The following is a 20769-nucleotide window of genomic DNA, read 5'->3' as shown; positions in this document are numbered from 1 at the left end:
GCCTTTTAGCCTTCCCAAAGGCTAATATAGCAAATGCTAAAATAACAATAAACAGTATTGTCCATTACAAGCAGATTTTTTCTTAGTAGCAGAGTTAACACGAATACCGTTACTAAGGTGATACTCATTGTTATAAAACTCATAATGGCCGATCCAATAGCTTTGTCTTCGTAACCAACTAACGCCATCACGCTCACACTACTGTAGGTCATTGGTAAACCCACCATAATAAAAAAAATGGAAATCATGAAGTTAAATACATTCATCCAATGAAACAAAAAACAAATAAACATTAATAGACTTTCAAAAATAGTACTTCCATAATCCAATGACATGACTTTATAAGTAGATAGTCGTTGACTGATTTTCCACCGAATAAGGTACCAAATGAATTACCTATACTGTACGGAATAAGCAGCAGCATCCCATAATGGGCCACAGGGTTAATCCAATTTCATCGATACCTATAAAGAGAGCGCGACTTGGCCACAATATAAATAAAAGTCGTCATTAGTCCATAAATAATTTAAAATAAAGCTACATGCCACGTAGTCAACGCTTGAAAATAACTACAAAATAGAGTTTTAATCTTAGAACCACGTGATTCCGGGTTATCAACGTTTCTGGTAACCGCGTAGTAATAAAAAAATAATAATACTGTAGCAAATCAAATAAAAATAGAAAAAACCAACCCAGATATATGTGTTTTAATAAAATCACCCAATGTGATAGCAAATGCGCGCATAAATGCATATACTAATACGATATAACTTACCATTGGACGAGTTTTTTCAGGAAAATAAAAATCATTAATAATCGTAAAATTAATAATCATTTTCTAAAATACGTTACGATTTTAAAACCAAATCAATTAACAAAAAGTGAATAGATGAATTATCTTAACACATATCCAATCACAAAAATAGTAATAAATTTCTGATTATAGCCATTTGAGACATGAAAACAATCACTAATATATAGCAATGCAGAACTAGTCAATACTGCTAATACAGAAGGAAAGCTAATCAATAAAATTAGAAATAGTAAATGGGGATTTTTTATATTTAACAGATATTTCATCAAGATACTCCAAATGACTATTAGCTGATAGTTTCACAAGAGAATAAATAAATTAAAATGATAATATAATTCTATAGTATTTTTCAATAGATAGAGAATTACTGAATCTTAGGGATTATAATAATCTAACAGGAATCTTTTTACATCCGAATTTTTGTGCTGGTAGAGGCTTACTTTCCAATACTATAAATACAGTTTCCTCGGTTCCTGATAGAGCAAAATAACATGGATAAAACATCTATCCCAGTTGATTCTTCCGATGATATTTTTTTAAAAAATTTTAATAAAATTTTAATCTTTATATCTTTCTTGTCTCAGGCGATGCCTAATCAAATGATGAGTGTAAAAAACCTCAGATCGGAACATATTTTTGATCTGATTATTTCGCTCAACACATAGGAGTATTGAGGGAAAAGAAATTATCTGTAAAAGGAGTTAGCTTCCACTATACGATAACGATCGTAACTTTGAATTAATTATAATTTAAGAAGATGAAGCAGTTATGAGTAGCCCCTCACCGAAGATGATTCTCAAAATTAATCGATTTTATAACGGATTGATACTTTATATTGCTATCAAACTCTTTTAATTAACTCTTCAACCAATAACGTCGTAGTATTTTATTTCAAGGTTTGGAAATGAACATCGTAAATTTCCATCACTATCTAAATAAAACTTCTTACGACAAAACTAGAAGACAAGATCAAAAACCCTCTTATTTAACTAAACGAGAAAAAAGTTATCTTTTTCTTTCTGGCCAATTTAAGTAGTCAAGAGATTGCGGATATACTTTACAAGCTTAAAGAAATAAAAATTTCTAAAAGCACTATCGACAGTATGTTTAATGATGAATTATATCCTAAATTCAATGTCCATAAGCCACCCTACTCTATATAAAATTTTACAAGAGATGGGCTATTAAAATAAAATCCCGAAGGAACTTTTAACCAGTTATTTGGTAAGTTTAAATATCTCAAAACCCTATTAAATACTTTGTTGTCTCAAGGTAAAAAATTCTAAAAAAATAAAAACCTACAGAACGATACAGAACGATAAAAATGTTGGGAGGCGAAATAATTTAATCTTTATGAGATGAAACTTTTAATCCTACTAAGCTGAAGTTTTATCCAATTTACTTTTAAATATTTATCTAATTCGAAAGGAGAAATAATAATTTTTATATGTTCTAATTTACTTTCTTTTATAAAGAAAGGTTGACTAACATGGTAGCTCAAATATGGATTCTCTAATTCATCTGGATTAATCCTGTGACACCCAATATCATCTCGAAGAAGCCATGACTGCTCCCTTAATAAAATCGTTTTAAATCGCATCCTCTATATTTCTTATTGGTATGAAATCGGTGATACATCAATCGAAAATTTAGAAGTTCTAAAAAATACACTGATTTTGCAATTAAATAAATCAAAAGCATATCCTTGAGATCCCGTATTATAATGACTTGACTGAAATTTTCATCTTATTTTTTCCATTAATTCACTTCTATTAACAATTTTTATTTCTTTAGATAGGACAATTTTTTCTTGAAAAATTTTTTCAATAATATTGAGATTACAATAGATAAAATGGGAATCAATCTATTCTGATCAAATTGTTTGACATCTTACCAAAAGATTATCAACTAACTAATTAAAAAAGCAGGCGACATCTTTCCGCAAATACATTAGAAGAAAAAATCTGTATCCGGAAGCAGCTTAGTGATGCCATCAAGTTTCCCAAGCAATCTTGTTGCTTCATTATTTTTTTAGAATAGGTAGACCGAACTTAAAGCCCTTTTTCAAGGGAAAGGGTGAGAAATAAATGCCTTAAAGGCTTGTGGCTGAGGAGACACATTGCTCCGATTGCTACAGTGCTCATAAAATTTGTTTTGCCTTTTATTCAGTAAAGAAAAATATATGAGTTTATTTATATATTATCTCAACAAAGGGTAAGCAAACTTTTATTAGACTCTTTTGAGAGGGAGTTACCGAGAGTCCTGCACCAAGATTCTATATCTTATTGATTTTTTTTTAAATTATAGGATGCTTCGGGCTAAACTGGTAGGCACGATTGGTATCGAACCAACGACCCCCACCATGTCAAGGTGGTGCTCTACCACTGAGCTACGTGCCTACATTGGAGGAATGTAACTTAGCATCAGATACAAATTCGTACAATACTATCTTCCCACGGAAACGCGAGAGATATAAGCTATGATGGAACAACCATTGTGGAGACCATCTTAAGAAGCTCTGACGCAGAGCCAAATAATGCACTTCATCTCTTTTATTAATACACGATTTTCTCTAAAAATTGAATATTATCCATAGCTCTATCGTTGGTTAATTGAATATCCAACTCTTTTTTGGCAGTCAGTTTAAGAATTTATTTCGAGAATTTTATAAAGTAAAAGCATCGCAAAAACCTAATGAAATACTAAAAAAGCGGCCCAGATGCAAGATACGAAATAATTTTTAGGAGCAAAACTCAATTTTTCTGAAAATTTATTATCTCTTTATTATCTCTAAGGGACCACCATCCCATCTTAATCTTTATTTCAGAGCAAGGCAATTTTGAAACTCTTGCTTACAATAAGCTTTTTAACAAGCTTTTTACGAAGTCGCTTATTGCTACTTTTCTACACCAAAGCCAGGTTAAACCAGGTGACCGTGTCGTTGGCTTTATGTCTAATCGGATTGAAACTGTTGTCGCTATGCTCTGGCGACTATCAGCATTGGCGCTATTTAGTCGGTCTGCTCCCCAGATTTTGGTTTGGAAGGATCGATCAATCATTGCGAGCAAACCGAACCAAAAGTATTGTTCGCCGTAGAAAGCCCTTCTTATAAGGATAAGACCTATCATCATTTAAAAAATTCGCCAATTACAAAATTCTCTACCTTCACTAATCCAGACTATTATTGTGTCTCAACCAGCGAAGAAAAATCAGCTCCTAAATCACTAAAATGGTGAATTTTATCCTAATTGCTTAAAAAATAATTACAAGAACTTTTTATTTTGAATAATTACCCTTTAATCGTGTGATTTGTATTATTTATTCTTCAGGATACCACTGGAAAACCTAAATGTATGGTACACAGTGCTGGCAGCACGTTAATTGAACATGTGAAAGAATTAATTTTACATACTGACTTACACGCTGAAAATCGCATTTTCTTTTATACCACGTGCCGTACCTTGGCTGGGATGTGGAATTGATTAGTCAGTAGTCTTTCTGTCGAGGCCACAGTCATTCTATATGATGGAGAGCTTTTTCATCTCACTCCTACAAACCCTTTTTGATTTAATCGACAAAATAACTATTTCTATTTTAAACATTGGAGCAAAAATTATAGAATCTGCTGAGAAATTAAATTTAAAATCTAAAAAACGAACCTTTTATCGAATTTAAAGACAATTTTAACTACGGGTTCGCCTTTATTACCGAAAATTTTGATTATGTGTATCGAGAAGTAAAAACAAATGTACAACTGTCATCGATTTCTGGGGTAGCGATATTATCTCTTGTTTCGCTTTGGGCAATCCTCTACTGCCGGTTTAGCAGGATGAATTGCAATATATTGGTCTCAGAATGAATGTAAAGATTTTTATGAAGAAGGCAAACCCGTTATCAACAAAAAAAGCGAATTGGTTTGTACAGCACCCTGTCCTGCAATGCCTATTTATTTTTGAAATGATCCATATAGAAAAAATATCAAAAAACTTATTTTGACAAATATTCCGACGTTTTGGCACACGAAGACGCTCAAATCACCAAACACAATGGAATGATTATTTATGGCTATTCCAACACAATCCCTCAATCCCGGTGGTGTTCGGATTGTTACAGCAGAAATTTAGAGTTGAAAAATTTGATGAAATCATCGATTGATTGGGAACTAGTCAGGATTGGCAAGGTGATGAACATATTATTTTATTCGTAGTTCTTCGTAAAAATAATTCTCTCACTGATGAACTGAAAGAAAAAATTCGAACAGTAATCTACAAAAATCTAACACCCTGACATATGTTCTAAAAAAAATTGTGAATGTTCTCGACCTATCTCGAATAAAAATCGGAAAAATAGTGGAATTATTAATTAAGAAAATTATTAATAGCTATTCAATTAATCTAGCCGCTCTCGAAAATTCAGAAATATTAAAATACTTCCAAAATCTTCTAGAATTGAATGAATAAAATTTCGGATAATTTATAGCATCTACGTAAAATCTAAGTTGTATTTTTTTATTTTTCATCCTCTCGTAAAGTCCGACGCAAGATTTTTCCAACTTTGGTCTTTGGCAACTGCTCATCTCAAAATTCAATTACTTTAGGAACTTTATAAATTGTCAGTTGATTACGAAAAAATTTTAGAACATCTTCTTCCATTAAGGATTCATCCTTCTTTACAATAAAAGTCTTAATTTTTGCGGATTTTTTACTAGGCACACTAATGACAGCTACTTCACGAATGATGGGAGAAGAAGACAGTACCTCTTCAATTTCATTAGGATACACATTAAATCGGGAAACAATAATCGTATCTTTTTTACGATCCAATAAATAAATGAAATAATTTTCATCCATTCGAACAATATCACCTGTAAAGAGTCATCCTTCTTTGTGAATCACTTTTTCGGTTTCATCTGATTCTTTCCAATAGCCTTTCATTACTTGCGGTCCACGTACACAAAAATCACCTTCCTCATCAAGGGATACTGCTTTATTTGTATCATTCCAAATGGACACATCTGTATTTGGAACCGGGAAACCAATACTATCGTTAAAAGATAAGTTTATGATCACTACGGGACTTACTTCAGTTAGGTCATAACCTTCTATAACTAATTGTGCCTGTTTTTTCAAACCACCTATCAGAAACTGATTTTTTGCACAGCTGTCCCACCGCCGATGATCACTTAATTTGGTTAAATCAACTCGAGAAAAATAAGAGTGATTTTAATAATGCATTAAAAATGCGTATTAATACGAACGAAAACCGTTCATGATCTCTTTTCTAATGTTTTAATGAAATCTTTAATATCCTGCGGATTGTAATCAATAAACATTTAGCACCCAAGCCCATAAAACAAAAAATAACAAACAGTCAACAAAAAATATGATTATAGTGATGAGAGTGTCGTTAAAGCAGTTTCTTGTTCTACAAACAAAGTCGTATTTACCCATACCAATGACTGAGCAACATTGGCCAGGATATTACGGTGAGTTAATATCCCCTCCTTTGGGAACGCCAGTTGTTCCTCCGGTATATTGTAAAAAAGCAATATTATTTCCCTTTGAACATCAGCTTTATCTAAGGATAGCTAAGCACTTTTTTATTGCTTCTTTGAAAAAAATTGCTCCGTCAATTTGCCATGATGGTACCATTTTCTTTATATAATTTTCTTTATATATTTTAAAACTAAATAGCAATAGGGCCTTTCTAGACAAAGCAATCACCCATTTTCATCACAATAATATGTTTGACATCTGCTTTTTCTAAAGCAGAAAAAAGAACATTCGCGAAATTTTCTAGCACAATAAGTTCCGTCACATTAGCGTCTTTTGATTGAAAAGCAAATTCTCGTGCAGTATAAAGTGGATTACAATTAACAACAACCAGTCCCGCCGCCCAGCGCGCCAAATATAGCAATTAGAAATTTCAACACACTAGGCAATATAATTGAAAAACGTTCACCTTTCTTTCATTTTAAGGTATTTTTGTAAGTAAGCAGCAAAATCTTGGTTTAAATTATCTAATTAATTGTAAGTTAAGGATACATTGAAATTTATAAAAGCGGTTTGGCTTCCAAATTGTATATAATAATCTTCCGATAACTCGTTGAATGAGCGATAATTTTTAACCTTTATGGTTTCGGGTACCCCAACAGAATAGGTTTTTAATTACTTTTTACCCATTAGTCTCTCCTTTGCTCCAAATCTGGATATTAATTCGTCCGACGCGAAATCATCAACGGCAATAATGCATAAGCTCATTGCATAAGCTCATTGCATAAGCTTCCTGCAACTATTTCGCTTCATCAGCTCTAATTATTGTTTTTTATTCTGCCATATCGGGTATTACAAAACTGCACTGCATTTTTATTTTTCTTTAAAAATAAATTTAATTCTTTTTGGATATTCTCATCTTCTTTCTGCTTTGTAGTTAAGATTTTACTTATTTGTAAAAACCATCATCTCCTCCTGAAAAACCACTTGCCCCACGTATTGAGGCGCAGGGCCTGTTCCATACATTAAAACCAATAGTAACTACAATGGACACTGAGATTTAAAAGCGCTTTAATAAATAAAAGCGCTTTAATAAATAAAAGCCCTTTAATAAATATAATAGCAAAAGCGCTTTAACTTTAATAAATATAATAGCGTCGAACCGATTTTTCGGGTAAAGTGTGTGTTTTTCCTTCTTCTTAGTATTTTAAGGTCTTGTTGGCAACACCCATTTTTTGGCAAATTCTCTCGAGATAATTGGGTCATTTCCCTCACAGCTTGGACACGCTTTGCTGGAGCTTAGCTGCTTATCCTTCACCTTTTCCATGATTGACTCCTCGGCTTCTACCCTCTTCCCTGTAAGGTAAGAAATATCTCACATAAGAAATAGTAAATATCTGTATGTACACCATTTGTACCAAATTTGGTTCAATATCGGAGACAAAACAAAAAAACTAATATACTTTTAATAAAAGCATTGATTGACCTCAAAAAAGGTTTGAGAGAACAGCTCACACAGGCACTGCCCTCAGACATGTACGGAGATGTTTACCACACATCACTTGACATATGTTTAGTATACTGCTTGTTGTCGCCTCATTTTTTAGGCGGTAATTGTTATCACGGAGGATAGGGATGATGCTACTTTTTCAGAAATTATAAAAAACCAGTTGCAAAAACTCCATATTCTACTCACTCGTAGAAGATAATTCGCTTATGCAGAAAATCCATCTTTCGTTCCTTAAAAATTTAAATTATACAGTGCGATTGGCCAAAGACGGCAAAACAGCCTTAGCTCTTTATCGAGACAATTACGACCTTATTTTTTAGACATTCAGTTAACCGATATGAATGGAATCGAAGTTTGTGAAATCATTCGACGGAAATTATAGCGCACATCGATTATCACATTAACGTCGGAAAGTGACCCAATTAAACAACGGTGCCTACCTCGTAGCTGGTATGAATGATTTCATTTCTAAACCAACCAATAAAGAAATATTAAAAAGAAAGCGCTTTCCTTTTGGATACCAAATTACTTAGCTTAATTTACAAAGAATTTCAGCCAGGTAACTTTCGGAGCTTAGGCGAATTTAGATAATTAATTTTTAATAATCGATAGCTGGGAGAATCCGCCATTTTTGGCAGATCTAACGCACGGTAAGCTTGGACTATAATCACCAAGCCTTTGATCGCCTCTGGCGAATCTTGAAAATGTTGTACTACGTACGTAGCGCGATTAGCAGCTGCTACATAAGCATGGCGTTTCAGGTAAAATTGGGCAATCATAATTTCGCGTTGGGCCATTAAATTATGAATATATTTCATACGTATCAACGCATCAGGAACATAAGGGCTTTGGGGAAACATATCTACAAGTGTAGCAAAAGCTCTATAAGATTCCTGCAAAGTACTTATATCGCGCGACGCAGGATTTACACCCGCTAATTTTTGTATCCAAGATAATCTTAAATCAAATCCAATAATCCCTCGCATGTAATAAGCATAATCCACATGATAGCCTCGGGGATATAACCGAATATAACGATCGGCTGCAACGATGGCTGAACCAATATCTCCATTTTTATAATAAGCATAAATAATATCGAGCTGAGCCTGTTGGGCGTGGGGACCAAACGGATAAATGGCATCCAACGCTTCAAAATTTTTGACGGCTTCTGAATAATTTTTTTCGCCAGAGCTTTTTCAGCAGCCGTAAATAATTCGATCGAGGTTTTCCCACGATACGCTTCGTAAGGAGAAGGATCGACGTCTTTTCCTGCACAACTCGTTAAAATGCAGAGATAAAGAAAAGTAAGAATAAAAAATAACTTTTTCATAAGTCCTTCTTCTTGTGCTGGCAATTATACAAACCCAGCCATTATAGAGCAACTCATTCTAGAACAAAACCGTAGTTTTTATATCTCTCATCTCACGAAGAATGATATGAGAAAGTAGATGAGGGTCAAGGCTTACTAGAATTTGATATCATCCGTCCATGAATTCCCAAAAAATTTCTTTAAAAGGCATCATTCCTACTGAATTAGTGGGAGTACGTTTTGACCAAGCTCTGGTTAAGTTATTTCCCGATTATTCTCGCTCCCAACTACAAAATTGGATTCGAGCCGGACACGTTCGCGTCGATGGCACTCAAAAAATGCTTACACGGGAAAAGGTACAAGTTGATCAACTAATTGAAATAACCGCATACCTTTCCCCCAGTGAACGATGGGTTGCTCAGGCACTGCCTTTAAACATCCTTTACAAGGATGAAGCATTACTTATTATTAATAAACCCGCAGGGCTGGTGGTCCAGCCTGGGGCCGGTATTATCAACCGCACATTAATCAACGCCCTACTTCATTATGATCCCCAATTAGCTATTCTCCCTCGCGCAGGAATCATTCATCGATTGGATAAAGACACTTCAGGGCTACTTGTAATCGCTCGTAATTTAACTTCCCATCATGCATTAACCAAAGCCATGAAAGCACGAAAAATTACTCGAGAATATGAAGCTATTGTAAAAGGCATACTTATTTCTGGTCGAACCATCAGTGCTCCAATTGGACGTCATTCGATACATCGCACTCGTATGGCCGTCCTCGACAATGGCCGAGAAGCAATCACTCATTTTCGCATTATTCAACGCTATCGAGCACACACGCACATTCGAATTCGGTTAGAAACGGGCCGCACCCATCAAATCCGTGTCCATATGGCCCATATTCATTATCCCCTCGTCGGAGATCCCGTCTATAGCAGTCACATCGGTGTTCCCGCTTTCCTTTCCAACTCACTCAAAGCCACTCTAAAAGCTTTTCATCGTCAAGCGCTTCATGCAACCACTTTGCAGCTATCTCATCCTTTGACCCAGAAAACGATGGAGTGGCACGCTCCTCTACCCAAAGATATGCTGAATTTATTAAAATCTTTAGCACAAGACAATGCCCATACTACCTAACTTTAATCTTTCCCGATTGGCCAGAACCCCCTTCCCCTCATACTAAAGCTGCCACTACTACTAAAGGTCTGCCACTACTACACCCATCAGAGGCAGGCAATTTAGCTCTTCATGTAAATGATAATCCCGTAATCGTCCAAGCGCGCCAACCGACAAAATTAATCCAATCCTTACAATTGCTCGCTGCCCTCGTGTGGCTTAATCAAATCCATAGCAACTAAATTATTTCTCTTAATCAACTACCTAATTCCCCTCCCACAGCCGATGCCGCTTACTGCAACGTTCCTTAACAAGTTTGTACTATTCTAACGGCTGATTGCTTACCAATTTTGATCACCGATACTAAAAGCTGTGAAGTTGCAGCTGTCCATGCGGGTTAGCGAGGTTTAGTGGCAGGAATAATTAACCATACCTTTTTAGTGTTTGAAGCTCTACCCAATGATTTGCTGGTATGGCTCTGGCCCGCTATCGGCCCCTGGGCTTTTGAAGTTGAAGAGGAGGTTCGGCAAGCTTTTCTTAATCGTCATACGGATTATCAAAGGGCCTTTACCGCCCATAAAGACGACCGCTGGTTAGCTAACATTTATCAGTTAGCTACCATCAATCTCAATCATTTAGGCATCTACCGTATTTACGGAGGTCAATTTTATATCTATTTCGATCACGAGCTTTTTTATTCTTATCGTCGAGAAAAAGGAGAAACCGCTCGAATAGCAACGGTTATATGGATCAATACTTAAGAAAGCCGTAAACTATAGCCCATTGAAATTCCCTAGTATCTTAAAAAAGTGGTGAGTGAGTATGAAAAAGTTAGTATGCGTTATTCTCAGTAGTATTGTCCTGGCACTTTCTCTTTTTCCTTTCAGTAGTTATGCACATTTAGCTCCCGACTTCAATAGCAACAAAGTAGTGTCCAGCCTTTCGTCTATGTTGAGTAAAGCTACTCCCAGCGTCGTTAATATCGCTGTGGAAAAACTCATTCCAAAACCAGTTAACCCATTCCAACCGGAAACTGATCAAGATTTAACTCCTACAAAAGTTCTGGGCGTTGGCTCTGGCGTCATTATTGATGCCAAAAAAGGTTACATTATTACCAATGCTCACATGATAAAAGACCAAAAAATTATGTTAGTAACTCTTAAAGACGGCCGTCGCTATCGAGCTAAAATAATCGGAAAAGACGAAGGATTTGATCTCGCTGTGATTCAAATTAATACAAGACATTTAACCCAACTTCCCTTTGGTAATTCCAACCAACTGAAAGTAGGGGATTTCGTGGTAGCTATCGGTAGCCCATTTGGGTTAACTCAAACGGTGACTTCTGGTGTCGTCAGTGCTTTAGACCGCCAAGAACCTCGTATTGATAGCTTTCAAAGTTTTATCCAAACGGATGCCCCCATCAACCCCGGTAACTCAGGAGGTGCGTTAATTGATTTACAAGGTCGGTTAGTGGGTATCAATACAGCGATTATCACACCCTCTGCCGGAAATATCGGCATCGGCTTTTCCATCCCTAGTAATATGGTCAAAAACGTCGCCGAACAATTAATTAAATATGGAAAAGTGGAGCGAGGTATGCTCGGAGTGACTGCCCAAAATATCACTCCTGAACTGGCTGATGCCCTCAATTTAAAACACAGCGACGGCGCTTTGGTGACTAAGGTCGTTGCTGGTAGTTCCGCTGAGAAAGCTGGTCTTCAAGTACAAGACATCATTGAATCCGTCAACCAGAGTCCTATTCATACTTCTGAAGAATTACACAATATACTCGGATTAGTACGACCGGGAACGACCATCCATTTAAGCGTACTGCGCAACCACAAAACCGAAAAATTAACAGCCACAGTAGCTGATCCTAAAGATGTACTCCTGGAACGTAAAATTCCATTTTTGGGAGGAATGCGGTTGCAGAAATTTAGTGATCTCGAACTAGATAGTACATTTTTAAGCGGTGTTTTGGTCACCAACATCGATGATGACAGTAACGGCGCATTATCTGGTTTACAGCCGGGGGATATTATTTTGAGCGCTAACAATCAATCAACTCCCACGGTAAGCGAATTAATGAATATTGCAGAGAAAAAACCTAAGCAATTACTACTAAAGGTAGCGCGAGGTTCCGGACAATTATTTTTAGTGATTCAGCCAACGCAGTAGCAGTAATTGATGAAAAGACGTACGAAACTTTTATGTGCCTTAGGTGCAGCGATTTGCGTGATTGTCGCTGTGAAGTTTTTGTATTTTCACATAAAAAACTAGCCGCCGCCGTCAGTTTGTCTCCCGTTTTGGTTAAATTAAGTAAAGTCCTTTAGAGATAACCAATATGCCTCTTACAGCCACAGAGACCGAGACTTTAAATGGCAAATAATCAGACAGACATCAGTCTCCTAAAAGTGGGGGGATATGTTACTAAAATAGCTTTCACACCAGGCACATTCATCAAAACCGGCTCGATCTTAAACAATAAGATGACGTAGCGGCTGCAGTATAGCGGCTGCACAGGCAGATTTAGAATTAAGTCAGTTGCAATTTCAACGCGTAAGCTCTAAAACAAGGTTTAATTCTGCAAGCCACGGCTCTACAATGACAAAGTTCCTCTAGACAAAGTCAGGCTCTTCTTAAAACCGATCAAATAGCTTTACAAGATATGACTACTCTAACGGCGCCTTTTAGTATGGCTATATTAGTGTAGGGCTATAATTGGAGCCAAATAATTTAGTTTAGGCGATTATGTGAGCCCTGGACAAAAACTCATAACATTGGTTGATCAACAAGAATTAAATCTTTTTTACAATTTACCAAGCCGATTTGCTCAGCAAATAAAATTGGATCAGTCGGTTTTAATCACGGCGGACTTTCTTTCAGGTCAAAGTTTCAAGGCTAAAATCTCAATTACGTCACTCCTTTTGTCAATACCAATTCTCAAATTGTCGATACCAATTCTCAAACCGTTGAAACTCATGCTTTGTTAAATAACGAAAAAGGAATTTTAAAACCGGGTCAATTTGTCACTGTTTCACAAACTTTAGGCATTTTAAAATTCTATCTTAATCCCAGAAAATAGTTTATTCTCGAGCCTAAAATGGCTACTACGTCTTCGAAGTTAAAAAAACAAAGCGGTTTCAGTACGGGTAAAAGTAGGCGCACACCTTTATGGAAAGGTGCAAATCATTTAAGGGTTAAAAAAGGCGACCAATTAACAACGGGGAAAAAGTGAAGATTGTCCAATAAATCTCTCCGAAATCTGTATTAAACGAACCGATCTTCACGTTAGTGTTAAATCTTGTCCTCATTGTAATTGGGATAATGGGATTTTAATAGTCTCAACATCCGCTTTTTTCCCAAATTCGAAAAAAATATTATCAAAATATTATCAATATTAAGACCTTTTACCCGGGCGCTAGTGCAAAATTAGTTGAATCGAGCATCACCACTCACTCCCCCTGGAAGAAGGGATTAGTGGCGTTCAAGGTATTGATAATTTGTTGTTATCCATTGGATTAGTGGTCAATGATACTATTATGTTAGAAAATATTTATCGCCATATTGAGAATAGTGAAAAACCCCTACTTCTATAATATAGCAGTGATTAAAAGAAGCAAAGAGATTACTTGCGCGGTGATGATCGCTATGACAATTACTCTCGCTGTCATCTATGTGTCTATTAGACTTATGCACAATCAAATCGCGAGTATTTTTCGTTCTTTTACCTTTATTCTGGCAGGCGCCGCCGTAATAATCTCCAGATTTATTACGCTTACTTTTTCACCGATGATGTGTTCTCGCTTTTTGAAAGTCGAAAACGCAGATCCTAAAGGCTATAGCATTTTTATTGAGAAATTCTATGAACGAATAGCGAACGGATATCAAAAAATACTCGGCAAATACTCGGCGCTATTTTAAATAAACGCGTCTTCGTGATCTTAGCTGCTGTTTTATTCTTGTGAGTAGCTTTTTCTTAATGAAAAAACCTATGTGGCCTTTATTCCTCCCGAATATATGGGGTTTGTCGTGGCGTAGGTAAGCCTCTACGTCTAGCGGCTCCAGCATCGATACGATAAATAATGAATTGTAGCAAGTAGCCGAAATTTTTGGTCAGTCGCCAGAAGTAACTTCAGTAGCAACAGTCGCTGACATAAAAGCAAAAGCGTTTAATTCTGTCTTTTTTTACCATGCTTAAGCCTTTTAAAGATCTCCACCGCAGCGTAGCGCAAGTAGCTACTATTTATCCAATCAAAAAATCCATCAAATTCTGGAAGTAAATTCTACCGCCTTCGCGCCTTCTTTTGGAGATTCGATGCAGCATCAACTTGAATTTGCCATTATGGGAGGAACCTATAAAGACCTCTATGCGTTCTCTCAAAAAATTATTAATTAAATTGCAAAATTACCCTGGATTCTAGACCGTCAAAGCAATATGCGATTTGACGGCTAACAATATGGATATGGCAGTTAATCGCGATCTCGCAGCCCAATTGCAAGTAAACTTCAAAGACATCGCCAATACGATGGCGGCTCTTTATGGGGGAAATAAAGTTTCAATCTTCGATACAAATGGCAAAACTTATAATGTTTATATGAAAGCACAAGAAAATGATTTACATAAGCCTATTTAGAGCATTGATAAATTTTATGTGAACAATTTACAAAATCATCTGATACCGCTCAGTAATTTAATTTCAATTCAGCCTATTCTCTCACAAGTCGCGTTACTGCATTACAATCGTCTCCGCTCTACTTAATTGTCCGCTCAACTTGCTCCTGACTACGATATGGGGACCCGTCAGAGAATTTTGCCTCAGGTTTTTTCAGAAGGCATTAAATACGCATATTTACGGGTCAAGCCCAAGATTTATTATGGGGCTTTTATTTTCTTACTCACTATCATATTCATTTATTTAGCACTTGCCGCCCAATTTGAAAGTTTCATTGATCCTTTTATCATTTTACTTACTGTCCCCACTCAGTATTGTGGGCACTATATCGCCTATTTGAAACTCATTTTTGGAACTTTAAATATTTATACCGACATTGAACTTGTTACTTTAATTGGCTTAATTTCCAAACACGGTATTTTAATCATCCAGTTTGCCAATCGGCTTTAGGAAAGAAGGCCTTGCTATGGAAATGGATCTCAGTCAGCGGCATCATCGGTTTGATTCTTTCTTTTGCCATTTGGACCGCGAGCTGGGCCAGATATTATACTTGGATAATAGGATTATTCGTGGATATCAATTTAATTTTCTTTGGGGTCTGCCTGAACATTGTTCGCTTCACGAGCTCAAGGAAAACAAAATGTTTAAGAATTTTTATTCTGAAATAATTAGTATAGCCTGATTACTCACCCTTATTACTTTAATTATTACTATTTTTATTTACCTTCTTTCACCTTTTTCGCAGATGGCACATTTGCTTTTTCTTTGCTATGAAACGTGTTAGCCGTTGTTTTTTTAACGCTAACTTATAACGCTAACTTATAAATCTCCGCGCGTGGGATTTTTACTTACTGTATTTTGTATTCTTACAGTAATTCGAATTCTAGGAATAAATAATTTATTTATTGCAGCCCACACCCCAATCCTCCTTATTTTTTGCTTCTAATAATTTTTTATATCGCCTATTAAAATGTCATTTATTTCGAAGTAAGCCAGAGGTTTCCTTACGGCATTCCCCGTCCGACTTAATGTCTTTGAATGGCATTTGACTTTTGTTCAGATCTATATTGGTTACGATTTAATTGATTATTTTGCAGAAAAATTATTTGCTGGATCGATCTCGTTTCGTGGAGATATAAAAGCTTTCATTGAACTAGAAATCGTAGATCCTAATTTTATTGTAACTTTAGCAAGGCCTTGCGAGCTCAGAGACGCTATAGCCATCGGACTCGGATTTTTCACTCGTCTTGGTTCCTTCGGAATTACTCTTTACCTCCTAATCGCAACTGTTTTAGGAAAACACTTTCATCATATGTAGAACATATTACTATTAAGTTTCGTTATAGCTGTACTAGGGGGCGTCGGGAAAATACCCTATTGACACAGACTGACGCAGCGTTTCAACAAAGATTTACATTACTGGCATGGATAAGAAAATTAATGGGGTTCCCTCAGGAACATCATCCCTCTTCAGTAAGAATTATTATAACTGTCCTCTTCGAACAGAACCTTCTGTCGCATACACATGGGAAGAAACGCGACGAATTTCTGCTCCCAATTGTGCTAGTTTTTCTTCAATACATTCATAGCCTCGGTCAATATGATAAATCCGATCGACTATGGTATTGCCTCGTGCCATGAGGCCCGCTAAAACTAACCCAGCTGAAGCGCGTAAATCTGTTGCCATAACTGGCGCACCGGTTAATTTTTCTTTCCCGCGAATGAAGGCTTTGCTGCCTTGCAATTTAATATCGGCCCCCATTCGGCGCAACTCGTGCACATGCATAAATCGATTTTCAAAAACAGTTTCGGTTATAACAGCATTACCTTGCGCAACCACATTAAGTGCCATAAATTGAGCCTGCATATCAGTAGGCATTTCAGGATAAGGAGCCGTATTAATATCCACCGCTTTGGGTCGTCGCCCTTCCATATTAAGGTCGATCCAATCATCTCCAATTTTAATCCGCGCTCCCGCCTCGTGAAGCTTTTCCAAGATAACCCTCAAGGTTTTTGGTAGGACGTCTTTAATTCTGACATGCCCTCGCGTCATCGCTGCGGCAACCAGGTAGGTTCCTGCTTCTATTCGATCGGGTAAAACGTGGTAACGCCTCCCTCCCGATAAGCGATCAACGCCATCGATAACGATAGTGTCTGTCCCAGCTCCGGAAATTCGCGCACCCATCTTATTTAAAAAATTAGCCAAATCCTGCACTTCAGGCTCACAAGCCGCATTATGAATGATGGTTTGACCTTCCGCTAAGCTTGCTGCCATAATGAGATTTTCTGTCCCTGTCACTGTAATTTTGCCTAAATTCAATTCCGTACCTTTTAAACGTCCGTCTACGTTGGCTCGAATAAAACCATCCACTAATTCCACATTGGCACCCAACACTTGCATCCCATCGATATGAACATCCACAGGCCGAGAACCAATGGCACATCCCCCAGGCAAAGAAACTTCTGCTTCTCCATAGCGAGCCAATAAAGGCCCTAGAACAAGGATGGAGGCACGCATGGTCTTCACCAATTCATAAGAAGCATGAACATTCTGAATAGTCGAACAATCCACTTCGATACTCATACGTTCGTCAATGGTAATTTGCGCCCCCATCCGACCTAACAATTCAATCATAGTAGTTACGTCATTGAGGTGGGGAATATTACTTAAGATAACTGGCTCTCCAATCAATAGCGTGGCTGCTAAAATTGGCAAAACAGCATTTTTTGCCCCTGATATCCGTATGGCCCCATTTAAAGGCACACCGCCTACAATAATTAATTTGTCCATGGCTATTCGATCCCTAAAATCTCTGTCATCCCACAAACGGCAGCGATCACCCGCAACGAGCTGGGGATCTTAATAAATCCAATGGATTTATTAAGTCGTTTTGCTTTGCGTAACCACGCCGTCATAACAGCCAATCCAGCACTATTACATTGATCTACGGCTTGAAAATCAACCAGAATGTCTTTCTCTTTTTCAATCCAGCGATCACCCCTTTTCCGCAAGGCCAATGCTGTCTCAAAAGTGATTGCGCCACTAACCTTAAATACGTTTGATGTCATTGAAATCTCCGGTTGTGGGCAACCAAACGTTCCAATAAGGCGGCGAGTCCTCCCTGAGCAAGTACTCCTGAAAATTGGGATCGATAACTTTGTATCAAACTGATTCCCTCAATGCTGAAATCATAGACCTTCCATTGGCGTCCATTGTTAACTAAATTATAGCTAATGGGAATTCGTTGACCATTTCGACGCAGGATTATGCTCTCCACATTTACTTCCTTTTGATTGGTTACCCTGGACCGCAGTGGACGAAACTTAATTTGCTCTTCATCATAAAAACTGAGCGCCATTGAATAAGTAGAAACGACCATTTTTTCAAATTCCCGAATAAACAATTTGCGTTGCGCAAGGGTAGCTGTTTGCCAATAATGACGACCAATGACATAGCTAGCCATTCGATCCACATCAATATGGGGAATCAATTGTTGATTAACGATCTGATTAATCAGTTGCGGATTATTCTTTAATTGCGATTGATGCTGCTGTAATTCAGCAATCATCTTATTCGCAATATCTTTTAAGGAAATAAGAGGAGAGGTAATCGCCAAGGCAAAACTGCAAAAGAATATTAACATAATAAAAATAGCATTTTTAATTAATTTTTTAAAAAAATTACCATAGATTCTTCTAGTAATCGCTTAATTATTCTCATATTGCTCTACCATTATTACAGAATAAAAAATTAAAGATTATTTTTTAAAATTATAAATAAATTGGCCAATTAAATTTTCTAAGATTAGTGCGGAATGAGTGGTTTTAATCCAATCATTATTTTTTAAATTGACTGATGCAAAACCCGGCATCAATTCAATATAATTCGCTCCCAATAATCCTTGAGTCAATATCGTCGCTGAGGTATCCGCGGGCAAGTTATTTATCTTTTTATTGATTTGCAGGACGACCAAAGCCCGAAAATTGTTCCTGTCTAAGGTAATTTTCATTACTTGCCCTACAGTAACACCGGAAATCATTACCGGCGCACGGACCTTTAAACCACCGATGTTGTCAAACTCAGTTTTGATAACATAATAATTTTCTTCGCCTAGGGATTTTAGTCCACTTGTTTTAAATGCCAAAGCTATTAACGCTAAAAACCCGGCAATCATAAAAAGGCCAGCCATAAATTCAATCATTCGATTACTCAAATTACCATCCCCCCATCATTAGAGCCGTCAAAATAAAATCTAAAACTAATACTATTGTAGACGAATAAACTACTGTTTTTGTCGTTGCTCGACTCATTCCCGCAGCATTTGGTTCCGAATAATATCCTTGATACACCGCGATCCAAGTAATAATCAGTGTAAAAACCATACTCTTAATCACACCATTCAAAATATCGCCACGAAAACTTACTACCGCCTGCATGTTCGACCAAAAGAAATTATCGTTCAACCCAAGCCAACCAACAGTCACTAAATGACCACCATAAACAGCCGTTAGATTAAATAAGAGTGTTAAAAGCGGTAAGGCAATTAATCCTGCCCAAAACCGCGGTGCAATTACCCGCCAAAGCGGATCCACTCCCATTGTTTCCATGCATTCCAATTGATCCGTAGCTCGCATAAGACCAATCTCAGCCGTTAAAGCCGAACCAGCGCGACCAGCAAACAATAGAGCTGTGATAACAGGACCTAATTCTCGAATGATAGTCAAGGCTAATAATTGTCCCAACTCCTGCAACGCGCCAAATTTTTGCAAAATATGATAGCCTTGCAAAGAGACAACCATCCCAATAAATAAAGCCGATAACAAAACAACAGCTAAAGACAGCACACCTACGCGATACAATTGAACAGCTAATAAAGGCCAAATTCTTAACCAACGCGGACGTTGCATGATTATTTGCAATAAAAAAATCCCGATTGTCCGATACGCTGACAATACTCAATGCCCAAGTGGCCCAAAGATTGAATTTGAACAATCACAACAATAAATCCTGTCGATAATTGGATGCGGGATAACGAAAGTGAACTGGTCCATCTGCAAAACCATTCACGAATTGTCGGATTTGAGGGTCTTGCGCCGTTTTAATTACTTCAGAAGACCCGCTGCCGATAATCTTTTCCATCAGCAATTACATAAATGTAATCTGCAATGGCGGTTACTTCCGTAAAATCGTGAGAAACGAGGACGCTAGTCATACCTAATGCTTTATGTAATTTACGAATTAATCTCAGCAAAATACCACGATTAATCGGGTCTTGCCCTGAAAAAGGCTCATCATACAACATTAATTCAGGATCGAGCATAATTGCTCGAGCTAAAGCCACTCGCTGAATCATCCCTCCAGACAATTGATTGACGAAGAGAGAAGTAGCCCCACGCAATCCCACTGACTCTAATTTCATTAAAACTAAATCTCGAATCATATCGTCCGGCAGATTAGTATGTTCGCGCAAAGGGAAGGCCACATTTTCAAATACATTCAAATCTGTAAAAAGGGCTCCTTGCTGAAATAACACGCCCATTTTTCGGCGTAATTGATTTAATTTGGAACGGGATAGAGAAAGGCTGTTTATTCCATTAATCTCAAGACTTCCTTCTAAAGGCTTAATTTGCCCACTCAATAATCGCAATAAAGTTGTTTTACCACTTCCGTTCGGCCCCATGATTGCCATCATCTTCCCGCGGGCGATTTCGAAATTAATTTTGTTGAAGATGAGATTATTCTTTCTGGAATAACTTAAGTTGCGCGCAATAATAACACCCATAAATACCGTGACTCATGTTATAACTTTGCCTATAATACCTAAACTCATACAGTGATTCATT

At 37.1% G+C, this 20769-nt stretch carries 17 protein-coding genes, 1 tRNA gene and 1 pseudogene; 7 read left to right on the top strand and 12 right to left on the bottom strand.

What is annotated here, in order from left to right; translation table 11 throughout:
• Nucleotides 1-5 precede the first annotated feature (5 nt).
• The 6 genes from MRH55_RS02035 to MRH55_RS02010 all read right to left on the bottom strand — a co-directional run bounded on the left by MRH55_RS02035 (nucleotide 6) and on the right by MRH55_RS02010 (nucleotide 8961).
• Complete coding sequence (locus MRH55_RS02035; protein WP_304985816.1) at nucleotides 6-335, bottom strand: hypothetical protein; 330 nt, start codon at nucleotides 333-335, stop codon at nucleotides 6-8.
• A gap of 2803 nt (nucleotides 336-3138) precedes the next feature.
• Nucleotides 3139-3213 (bottom strand) — tRNA-Val (locus tag MRH55_RS02030).
• Nucleotides 3214-5391: 2178 nt separating this feature from the next.
• Complete coding sequence (locus tag MRH55_RS02025; RefSeq protein ID WP_304985815.1) at nucleotides 5392-5664, bottom strand: AMP-binding enzyme; 273 nt, start codon at nucleotides 5662-5664, stop codon at nucleotides 5392-5394.
• 24 nt (nucleotides 5665-5688) lie between these two features.
• Nucleotides 5689-5943, bottom strand: a complete 255-nt coding sequence (locus tag MRH55_RS02020; protein WP_304985814.1) for an AMP-binding protein — start codon at nucleotides 5941-5943, stop codon at nucleotides 5689-5691.
• Between the two features lie 577 nt (nucleotides 5944-6520).
• Complete coding sequence (locus MRH55_RS02015) at nucleotides 6521-6721, bottom strand: hypothetical protein (RefSeq protein WP_304985813.1); 201 nt, start codon at nucleotides 6719-6721, stop codon at nucleotides 6521-6523.
• Between the two features lie 1646 nt (nucleotides 6722-8367).
• Nucleotides 8368-8961, bottom strand: a complete 594-nt coding sequence (locus MRH55_RS02010; RefSeq protein ID WP_304985812.1) for an outer membrane protein assembly factor BamD — start codon at nucleotides 8959-8961, stop codon at nucleotides 8368-8370.
• A gap of 343 nt (nucleotides 8962-9304) precedes the next feature.
• Between MRH55_RS02010 and rluD the strand changes: the two genes are divergently transcribed.
• The 7 genes and pseudogenes from rluD to MRH55_RS01975 all read left to right on the top strand — a co-directional run bounded on the left by rluD (nucleotide 9305) and on the right by MRH55_RS01975 (nucleotide 16243).
• Nucleotides 9305-10270, top strand: a complete 966-nt coding sequence (rluD, locus tag MRH55_RS02005; RefSeq protein ID WP_304985811.1) for a 23S rRNA pseudouridine(1911/1915/1917) synthase RluD — start codon at nucleotides 9305-9307, stop codon at nucleotides 10268-10270.
• 329 nt (nucleotides 10271-10599) lie between these two features.
• Nucleotides 10600-11010: pseudogene (locus MRH55_RS02000) on the top strand (purine nucleoside phosphorylase YfiH/LACC1 family protein).
• A gap of 61 nt (nucleotides 11011-11071) precedes the next feature.
• Nucleotides 11072-12427, top strand: coding sequence for a Do family serine endopeptidase (locus tag MRH55_RS01995; protein WP_304985810.1), 1356 nt, complete (start codon nucleotides 11072-11074; stop codon nucleotides 12425-12427).
• 1464 nt (nucleotides 12428-13891) lie between these two features.
• Nucleotides 13892-14173 (top strand): efflux RND transporter permease subunit, encoded by a 282-nt coding sequence (locus MRH55_RS08000; protein ID WP_439647884.1) that lies wholly within the window; start codon nucleotides 13892-13894, stop codon nucleotides 14171-14173.
• Nucleotides 14174-14694: 521 nt separating this feature from the next.
• Complete coding sequence (locus tag MRH55_RS07995) at nucleotides 14695-14886, top strand: hypothetical protein (RefSeq protein WP_304985809.1); 192 nt, start codon at nucleotides 14695-14697, stop codon at nucleotides 14884-14886.
• A 126-nt stretch (nucleotides 14887-15012) separates the two neighbouring features.
• The gene (locus MRH55_RS07990; protein WP_304985808.1) at nucleotides 15013-15375 is read left to right on the top strand and encodes an efflux RND transporter permease subunit; all 363 of its coding nucleotides are present in this window, start codon (nucleotides 15013-15015) and stop codon (nucleotides 15373-15375) included.
• Nucleotides 15376-15970: 595 nt separating this feature from the next.
• Nucleotides 15971-16243, top strand: coding sequence for a DoxX family protein (locus tag MRH55_RS01975; protein WP_304985807.1), 273 nt, complete (start codon nucleotides 15971-15973; stop codon nucleotides 16241-16243).
• A gap of 165 nt (nucleotides 16244-16408) precedes the next feature.
• Here the strand turns inward: MRH55_RS01975 and murA are convergent, their stop codons facing one another.
• From murA to MRH55_RS01945, 6 genes are all read right to left on the bottom strand, one after another.
• Nucleotides 16409-17716, bottom strand: coding sequence for a UDP-N-acetylglucosamine 1-carboxyvinyltransferase (murA, locus tag MRH55_RS01970; protein ID WP_304985806.1), 1308 nt, complete (start codon nucleotides 17714-17716; stop codon nucleotides 16409-16411).
• A gap of 2 nt (nucleotides 17717-17718) precedes the next feature.
• The gene (locus tag MRH55_RS01965) at nucleotides 17719-17994 is read right to left on the bottom strand and encodes an STAS domain-containing protein (RefSeq protein WP_304985805.1); all 276 of its coding nucleotides are present in this window, start codon (nucleotides 17992-17994) and stop codon (nucleotides 17719-17721) included.
• On the bottom strand, nucleotides 17991-18569 hold the full coding sequence (locus MRH55_RS01960; protein WP_304985804.1) for an MlaC/ttg2D family ABC transporter substrate-binding protein: 579 nt from the start codon (nucleotides 18567-18569) through the stop codon (nucleotides 17991-17993). The genes MRH55_RS01965 and MRH55_RS01960 overlap by 4 nt, the downstream gene beginning before the upstream one ends.
• A gap of 114 nt (nucleotides 18570-18683) precedes the next feature.
• Nucleotides 18684-19127 carry an outer membrane lipid asymmetry maintenance protein MlaD gene (gene mlaD / locus MRH55_RS01955; RefSeq protein WP_304985803.1) on the bottom strand — a complete coding sequence of 148 codons (444 nt, stop codon included), beginning with the start codon at nucleotides 19125-19127 and terminating at the stop codon, nucleotides 18684-18686.
• A gap of 13 nt (nucleotides 19128-19140) precedes the next feature.
• Entirely contained in the window at nucleotides 19141-19833 is a 693-nt protein-coding gene (mlaE, locus tag MRH55_RS01950) for a lipid asymmetry maintenance ABC transporter permease subunit MlaE (RefSeq protein ID WP_304985802.1), read from the bottom strand.
• 200 nt (nucleotides 19834-20033) lie between these two features.
• A complete protein-coding gene (locus MRH55_RS01945; RefSeq protein ID WP_439647883.1) occupies nucleotides 20034-20708 on the bottom strand; it encodes an ABC transporter ATP-binding protein in 675 nt (224 codons plus the stop codon).
• Nucleotides 20709-20769 lie beyond the last annotated feature (61 nt).

Source organism: Coxiella-like endosymbiont (assembly GCF_030643785.1).
GTDB lineage: Bacteria > Pseudomonadota > Gammaproteobacteria > Coxiellales > Coxiellaceae > Coxiella.
This window is presented reverse-complemented; position numbering and strand designations above follow the sequence as displayed.